Raw genomic sequence first — 5,582 nt, 5'->3', positions numbered from 1 at the left:
ATCGTACACACGCCGAGACCCCACCTGTCTACCCGTGGCCGGGAGAATTCAGCCCCGCCCTGGTGGGACGGGGTGTTCCTGCCCGGGTGGGAGCACAATCGTGTTCTCCCCACCTCGGCCCTCCGACGGGCATGCGAGGCTTGGAGGCGCAGCATCCCCGCCGACAACTGATCACGCTGTGGAGGACCGGTGGCCCAGCCGACCACACCCGACGCTCCGACCCCGTCCGAGAACGGCACCGCCCCGGACACACCGGGTAGCACGCCGGCCGAGGACGCCACCCTGCTCGAACGCGCGCTGTTCGAGGTCAAGCGGGTGATCGTCGGCCAGGACCGGATGGTGGAGCGGATGTTCGTCGCGCTGCTGGCCCGGGGGCACTGCCTGCTGGAAGGGGTCCCGGGGGTGGCGAAGACCCTCGCCGTGGAGACCCTGGCCCGGGTGGTCGGCGGTACCTTCGCCCGGGTGCAGTTCACCCCGGACCTGGTCCCCGCCGACATCATGGGTACCCGGATCTACCGGCAGTCCAGCGAGAAGTTCGACGTCGAACTCGGCCCGGTGTTCGTCAACTTCCTGCTCGCCGACGAGATCAACCGGGCGCCGGCCAAGGTGCAGTCGGCGTTGCTGGAGGTGATGAGCGAGCAGCAGGTGTCGATCGGTGGCGAGACCTTCCCGGTGCCCCACCCGTTCCTGGTGATGGCCACCCAGAACCCGATCGAGCAGGAGGGGGTCTACCCGCTCCCCGAGGCGCAGCGGGACCGGTTCCTGATGAAGATCGTGGTGGGCTATCCGACCGACGCCGAGGAACGCGAGATCATCTACCGGATGGGCGTCGCGCCGCCGGAGCCGGCCACCGTGTTCAGCCCGACCGATCTGATCGCCCTGCAACGCAAGGCCGACCAGGTCTTCGTGCACAACGCGCTGGTCGACTACACGGTCCGGCTGGTGCTGGCCACCCGCTCCCCGGCCGAGTACGGGATGCCCGACGTGGGCCAGCTCATCCAGTACGGGGCGAGCCCCCGCGCCTCGCTCGGCATCGTCCGGGCCACCCGGGCCCTGGCCCTGCTCCGGGGCCGGGACTACGCGCTGCCCCAGGACGTGCAGGACATCGCCCCGGACATCCTGCGGCACCGCCTGGTGCTCAGCTACGACGCGCTGGCCGACGACGTACCGGCCGACCACATCGTCGGCCGGATCATGTCGACGGTACCGCTGCCCTCGGTCGCGCCCCGGCAGCACGCGGCGCCGGTGCCGCCCGCCGCGCCGCCGATGGCCGCCGGCTGGCCCGGGCAGCGGCCGTGACCGGAGCCGGGGTACGACCGCCCGGCGCGGTGCCGGGCGGAACCGGTGGTACGGGTACCGGCGGGGGCCGGTCGGAGGCGGTGCTGTCCCGGTTGCAACTGCTGGTCACCCGGAAACTCGACGGCCTGCTCCAGGGCGACTACGCGGGGCTGCTCCCCGGGCCGGGTACCGAGGCGGGGGAGTCCCGCGAGTACCGGCCCGGGGACGACGTGCGCCGGATGGACTGGCCGGTGACCGCCCGGACGACCGTGCCGCACGTCCGGCGTACCGTCGCCGACCGGGAACTGGAGACCTGGCTGGCGGTGGACCTCTCGGCCAGCCTCGACTTCGGTACCGGCCGCTGGCTCAAGCGTGACCTGGTGATCGCGGCGGCGACCGCGATGACCCACCTGACCGTGCGCGGCGGCAACCGGGTCGGCGCGGTGGTCGGCAGCGGTGGGCCGGTACCGGCACCGGCGGCCCGTTCGCGGTGGCGGCGGGCGGCCCCGGAACCGGCCGCCGTCGCGCCGCTGCTGTTCCGCCTGCCGGCGCGACCCGGCCGCCGCGAGGCGCACGGGCTGCTGCGGGCGATCGCCGGGACCGAGGTCCGGCCCGGTCGGACCGATCTCGGTGCGCTGGTCGACCTGCTGAACCGGCCACCCCGGCGGCGCGGGGTGGCCGTGGTGATCTCCGATTTCCTGGCACCGCCGGCCCAGTGGGGGCGCCCGTTGCGTAAGCTCGCGGTCCGGCACGACGTGTTGGCGATCGAGGTGGTCGACCCGCGTGAGTTGGAACTGCCCGACGTCGGGGTGCTCGCGGTGGTCGACCCGGAGACGGGGGAGCTGCACGAGGTGCAGACCGCCGATCCGCGGCTGCGACGCCGCTACGCCGACGCCGCCGCCGTCCAGCGGACGGCGATCGCCGACGAGTTGCGGGCCGCCGGTGCGGCCCACCTGCGTCTGCGTACCGATACCGACTGGCTGCTGGACATGGTGCGTTTCGTGGCCGCGCAGCGGCACGCCCGCACCAGGGGGACGACACGATGATCCGATTCCTGCAACCGTGGTGGCTGCTCGCGGTGCTGCCGGTGCTCGCCCTGGCCGGCGCGTACGTCTGGCGGCAGTTGCACCGGCGGGCGTACGCCATGCGGTTCACCAACGTGGAACTGCTCCAGACCCTGGCCCCGAAGGGGCTGGGCTGGCGGCGGCACGCCGCCGCCGGCACCCTGCTGCTCAGCCTGCTGGTGCTGGCCAGCGGGCTGGCCCGTCCGGCGATCGACACGAAGGAACCGCTGGAACGGGCGACGATCATGCTCGCCATCGACGTGTCGCTGTCGATGCAGGCCGACGACGTGGCACCGAACCGGCTGGAGGCGGCCCAGGAGGCGGCCAAGCAGTTCGTCGCCGAGCTGCCACCCAGCTACAACCTGGGTCTGGTGGCGTTCGCCAAGTCGGCGAACGTGCTGGTACCCCCGTCGAAGGACCGCGCGGCGGTGACCACCGCCATCGACGCGCTGGTGCTGGCCGAGGCGACGGCCACCGGGGAGGCGGTCTTCACCTGCCTGGAGGCGATCCGGTCGGTACCGGCCGACGGGGCGGCGGGCATCCCGCCGGCCCGGATCGTGCTGCTCTCCGACGGGTACCGCACCTCGGGTCGGTCGGTGGAGGAGGCGGGCGCCGCGGCCCAGGCGGCCAACGTGCCGGTCTCCACCATCGCCTTCGGCACCGACGACGGGCAGGTCGACATCGGCGGTCAGCTCCAGCGGGTGCCGGTGGACCGGCTCGCCCTCGCCGAACTGGCCGAGACCACCCAGGGCTTCTTCTACGAGGCGGCGTCGGTCAGCGAGTTGAAGCAGGTCTACCAGGACATGGGCAGCTCGATCGGGTTCCGGACCGAACCCCGGGAGATCACCCAGTGGTACGCCGGGCTGGCGCTGCTGCTCGCCCTGACCGCCGCCGGGATGAGCCTGCTCTGGACCTCGCGGCTGCTGTGACCCGGCCGGGCCGACCCGGTCGGCCCGGCCACCACCCGACCGGGTTTCAGTGGGTGCTGCTGGCCAGGACGAAGAGGACGGCCACCCAGACGGCGGCGAGGGTGAAGCCCAGCGGGGCGACGTAGCGGCTCATGGCAGTTTTACTCCGGTGGCGACTGGTCCGGCCGCGCCGGGGCGCGGACGTCAGGGGTCAGGCAGGGCGCACACACGAAGTCGTGACCGGGGTGCTCCACCAACTGCCACCGCGAGGCGGCGGGCCCGGTGTCCGGGCGCTACCCCGGACGGCACGGGTCGTTGCGGGTGGAGCGGAGCTGGTCAGCTCACTCGACTGAGCCGTGGCTCAGCGGGGCTGACGATCGGCCCGGCCACGACTGGGAGGATCGCTATCTCGCACAGCGATCACCTCCACAGCTCGGCGGGGTCCGGAACGCGGATCATCGTACACCCGCGCTGTCGACCCTCCGCAGTCGGCCGATCGGCCGGGGCGGCGGTCCCCACGGATGCCGGGACCGCCCCGACCCGGTGTCCGTGGCGACTGTCAGGTATCCGCGTGACCTGGGTCGCGTTAGCGCTTACCTGCCGGTAACGCCTAATCTCCAACGCGCACCGTCCACACGCTTTTTCTTCTAGGGGGACCCGTGGCCAGAACCGTGCTGGTGACCGGCGGTAACCGGGGGATCGGCCTGGCCATCGCGCAGGCCTTCGCCAAGCAGGGTGACCGGGTGGCGGTCACCCACCGGGGAGAGAGCGGCCCGCCGGACCTGTTCGGCGTGCGCTGCGACATCACCGACCCGGCCGCCGTGGACAGCGCCTTCAGCACCGTCGAGGCGGAGCTGGGGCCGGTCGAGGTGCTGGTCGCCAACGCGGGGATCACCGACGACACGCTGCTGATGCGGATGTCGGACGAGCAGTTCACCAACGTGCTCGACACCAACCTGACCGGCGCGTTCCGGTGCGCCAAGCGGGCCGCCACCAAGATGGTGCGGGCCCGCTGGGGGCGGATGATCTTCATCTCCTCGGTGGTCGGTCTGTACGGCAGCCCGGGCCAGGTCAACTACGCGGCCAGCAAGGCCGGCCTGGTGGGGGTGGCCCGGTCCATCACCCGCGAGCTGGGCAGCCGCAACGTCACGGCGAACGTGGTGGCACCGGGCTTCATCGACACCGACATGACCGCGGTCCTGCCGGACGACCGCAAGGAGCAGTACCGCAAGTCCATCCCACTGGGCCGGTTCGCCAGCCCGGACGAGGTGGCCGGCGTGGTGACCTGGCTGGCCGGAGACTCCGCTGGTTACATCTCCGGTGCGGTCATCCCGGTCGACGGCGGCATGGGCATGGGGCACTGACCCGACCGCACCCGCCCGGCCCCGCGTCGGGCATCGGGCGCACACCCCGGACGCCGACCGGTCCCCGGTCGGCGTCGTCCGCCCCGGCGGGCCGCACCACGAGCGCACCACGGACGATTTACGGAGGATCTGCACGTGTCTGGACTGCTGGCCGGTAAGCGGCTGCTCGTCACCGGTGTCATCACCGACCAGTCGATCGCCTTCTCCACGGCGAAGCTGGCCCAGGAGAACGGGGCGACGGTGGTGCTGACCGGCTTCGGTCGGCTCTCGCTGGTCGAGCGGATCGCCAAGCGGCTGCCCGAGCCGGCGCCGGTGATCGAGGTGGACGTGACCAACGCCGAGCACCTGGCCGGCCTCGCCGACCGGGTACGCGAGCACGTCGACGGCATCGACGGGCTGGTCCACTCGATCGGCTTCGCGCCGCAGAGCTGCCTCGGCGGCGGCTTCCTCGACGCACCGTGGGAGGACGTGGCGACCGCCCTGCACGTCTCCACCTACTCGTACAAGTCGCTGGCCATGGCGGTGCTGCCGCTGATGTCCCCGGGCGGTTCGATCGTCGGACTCACCTTCGACGCCACCAAGGCGTGGCCGGTCTACGACTGGATGGGCGTGGCCAAGGCCGGGCTGGAGTCGGCCTCCCGCTACCTGGCCCTGCACCTGGGCCCGAAGGGGATCCGCAGCAACCTCGTCGCCGCCGGCCCGCTGCGCACCATGGCAGCCAAGTCGATCCCCGGCTTCGAACAGTTCGAGGTCGCCTGGCAGGAGCGCTCCCCGCTCGGCTGGGACCTCACCGACCAGGAGCCGGCCGCCCGGGCCTGCCTGGCCCTGCTCTCCGACTGGTTCCCGGCCACCACCGGTGAGATCGTCCACGTCGACGGCGGCTACCACGCCCTCGGCGCCTGAGGTGTAAGGAAGGGCCCCTTCCTATCGTTTTCGGTATAGGAAGGGGCCCCGCTTAACACCCGCCC

The 5,582-nt window shown here is 72.2% G+C and carries 5 protein-coding genes; all 5 read left to right on the top strand.

Features of this window, described 5'->3' with window-relative positions:
* Positions 1 to 189 precede the first annotated feature (189 nt).
* The 5 genes from GSF22_RS29900 to fabI all read left to right on the top strand — a co-directional run bounded on the left by GSF22_RS29900 (position 190) and on the right by fabI (position 5,517).
* Positions 190 to 1,299: an AAA family ATPase gene (locus GSF22_RS29900; RefSeq protein ID WP_208817261.1), complete on the top strand. Its 1,110-nt coding sequence runs from the start codon at positions 190 to 192 to the stop codon at positions 1,297 to 1,299.
* On the top strand, positions 1,278 to 2,324 hold the full coding sequence (locus tag GSF22_RS29895; protein ID WP_439957821.1) for a DUF58 domain-containing protein: 1,047 nt from the start codon (positions 1,278 to 1,280) through the stop codon (positions 2,322 to 2,324). The genes GSF22_RS29900 and GSF22_RS29895 overlap by 22 nt, the downstream gene beginning before the upstream one ends.
* Positions 2,321 to 3,271, top strand: a complete 951-nt coding sequence (locus tag GSF22_RS29890) for a VWA domain-containing protein (RefSeq protein WP_208817260.1) — start codon at positions 2,321 to 2,323, stop codon at positions 3,269 to 3,271. Before GSF22_RS29895 ends, GSF22_RS29890 begins: the two co-directional genes overlap by 4 nt.
* 638 nt (positions 3,272 to 3,909) lie before the next feature.
* The gene (fabG, locus tag GSF22_RS29885) at positions 3,910 to 4,614 is read left to right on the top strand and encodes a beta-ketoacyl-ACP reductase (protein WP_208817259.1); all 705 of its coding nucleotides are present in this window, start codon (positions 3,910 to 3,912) and stop codon (positions 4,612 to 4,614) included.
* 135 nt (positions 4,615 to 4,749) lie between these two features.
* Positions 4,750 to 5,517, top strand: a complete 768-nt coding sequence (gene fabI / locus GSF22_RS29880; protein WP_208817258.1) for an enoyl-ACP reductase FabI — start codon at positions 4,750 to 4,752, stop codon at positions 5,515 to 5,517.
* The last annotated feature ends 65 nt before the right edge of the window (positions 5,518 to 5,582 follow it).

The sequence above is a fragment of the Micromonospora echinofusca genome, assembly GCF_017614955.1.
GTDB lineage: Bacteria > Actinomycetota > Actinomycetes > Mycobacteriales > Micromonosporaceae > Micromonospora > Micromonospora echinofusca_A.
This window is presented reverse-complemented; position numbering and strand designations above follow the sequence as displayed.

Bases quoted from the DNA above. Each gene is read 5' to 3' on its own strand.
- GSF22_RS29890 (WP_208817260.1), top strand. From the start codon at position 2,321: ATGATCCGATTCCTGCAACCGTGGTGGCTGCTCGCGGTGCTGCCGGTG.